Source organism: Slackia sp., from assembly GCF_977041755.1.
Map to the genome: position 1 here is coordinate 1 of NZ_CDRRGL010000206.1, position 2,252 is coordinate 2,252.

Genomic DNA, 2,252 nt, shown 5'->3' on the forward strand with positions numbered 1-2,252 from the left:
TGCTGGGTCATGGAATCGCCCCAGCGCATAGAGAACGTGAAATCGCCGCCGAGCGAAACGAACCCGACGCCCGCAATGCACATGACGGCGGCTACCAGGTTGAACGCCGTGGGGCGACGCTTCGCGACAATCCAATAAAGGAACGGCACCATGACGCAATACGTCGCGGTAAGAAACGCGTTACGGCCGGGGGTCGTGTCGGTAATACCGATGGTTTGAATCCAGAAGCCCAAAAACGAGAACACGCCAAGCACGACGCCTGCAAAAAGATGGCTCGTATCGAAGTTCGCATGCAGCGTTTCATGGAACACCACGGCCAGAATTGCGGCGGTGGCGACGAAGCGCATGCCCATAAGCCACGCGGGCGATACGGCATCGACGGCGTCTTTTACGACAACGAAGCTGAAGCCCCAAATAATGGTGGCTGCAATAATGAGCAACTTGTAGAACAGGGAGGGGAGTTCTTTTTTCATCGGAATTCTTTCGTGATCCTTGCTGCGGCGACGCCTCGTTTTCTTTGTCTATTGTACGAGTTGCGACGTTGATTTGGCAGGAAGTGCGCCCATGGGGCCCTTTTGCAGGGGCCTTGGGCACTAAAATGATGGCGCGGAATAGCGTGAGCAGGCATTTTGCTTTATACAAGCTTGTTTTGCCTTTGGCTTTCAACGAAAGAGGGGCCCCTTGGGTGCGATTCCTGCCAATGTGCGCGGCTTCTTATGCAATAAGGCCCCATTGCGACGTTTTCTGCCGTGAATTACTGCGAACTCCCTTTCTTTAGGGGGAAGGTTTCGCTTACCGCGATGCCGAAGGCGATAAGCGCGAAGCCGATGATCGCTGTGATGGTAAGCGTATCGCCGAAGAAGAGCACGGCGAATGTCACGCCGAACAGGCTTTCGGTCGACAGCAGCAAGGCGGCGGGTGCTGCGGGAACGTGTTTGATGCCAATATTCTGGAAGCAGAGCGCGCCGCACGAAGCGAACACCACAAGATACACCATACCTGCGAACACCGAAGGGTCGGCAAACGTGGTTAAGTTCGGTGTGCCTTCCGTTGCTGCTCCCCACGCCATGCCAATGAGGCCGGCGACGATGAATTGGATCGCGGAAAGCGCGAGCGCATCGCGCCCATCCGAGAGGCGCGCCGATACCGCCATATGTAAACCAAGGAAAAAGGCCGAGGCGAGCATGATTGCTTCGCCGATTCCGAAGGTGAGCGAGATCTCGCCTGCTCCGGAAAACGAGATGAAGCCAATGCCGGCAAGGGCGAGCAATGCCGCGGCGATATTGTAACGCGTGGGGCGTTGCTTCGAAATCGCCCACGCGATGAAGGGCACCATGATGGAATACGTGCCCGTAAGGAACGTTCCCTTCGATGCCGTGGTGAACTGAAGTCCCGATGTGTTGAGCAGATATGCCGGCGCGAGAACGAGGCCGATTATTGCGCCGGCAACGAGCATCTCTCGGTTAAGGCATTGTGCGATGCGCTTGCGGAAAATGATGAGCAAGAGAATGCCTGCGAGGAAAAACCGAATGCCCATAAGCCAGGCAGGGGGAAACACTGCGACGGTGTCTTTGATGATGCAAGTGCTGAGGCCCCAAATGGCGGCGGCGCCGAGGAGCATGGCCTTGTATCCCCATTGGGGAAGCGCCGTTGCAGAGGTTGGAGGATTGTTCGTGATGTGTGTCATGCCTGCCATTGTAGCGGGGCTTTTAAGGCGAATCGAGGGTTGCGTATCGCGTGAAGTTAGGTATTTCAAATGGGGTGCTCGCGAACGCGAATCTAAAGGCGCTTGCCGAATGGCGTTCGCTCCATCGTCGGGAACACGATTGCGATTAAAAAAGAAACGCCCCTCGGTTGAGGGGCGTTTCCTGAAATTGCGAGCTTGGCCGCTAGTTCGTCGTGCTTCCAGTGCCTGGAGTGTTGCCGGAATTGTTCGTGTTATCACCCGTGGAGTTCGACGATTCGGGCACGACGTAAATGGTGACCACGGTGCCGCTGTCGACCTTCTTGCCGACGGTGACGCTTTGCTTGGCAACCGTTCCCGGGGTTCCCGAACCAGCGGATGCCGTATCAAGCGCATAGGCGAGGTTGTACGAGAGCAGCGTGTTGATCGCTTCGCTCTGGCTCATGCCCGTGACCGACGGAACGGTGACCTTGTTCTTTTCGGGGTCTTGGCCCTGCGATACGGTGATGGTCACGGTGCCGCCTTTTTCAAGCTTGCCGCCGTTGGGGCTTTGCGACATGACGATGCC

The 2,252-nt window shown here is 56.7% G+C and carries 3 protein-coding genes; all 3 read right to left on the bottom strand.

Annotation, left to right across the window (positions count from 1 at the left end; genetic code table 11):
- Window positions 1–473 (bottom strand): EamA family transporter (locus ACWI8T_RS09550; RefSeq protein ID WP_449138777.1); only part of this gene is annotated, 473 nt, incomplete at its 3' end.
- A 281-nt stretch (window positions 474–754) separates the two neighbouring features.
- Window positions 755–1,696 carry a DMT family transporter gene (locus ACWI8T_RS09555; protein WP_449138778.1) on the bottom strand — a complete coding sequence of 314 codons (942 nt, stop codon included), beginning with the start codon at window positions 1,694–1,696 and terminating at the stop codon, window positions 755–757.
- A 193-nt stretch (window positions 1,697–1,889) separates the two neighbouring features.
- A partial coding sequence (locus ACWI8T_RS09560) for a PASTA domain-containing protein (protein ID WP_449138779.1) occupies window positions 1,890–2,252 on the bottom strand: 363 nt, incomplete at its 5' end.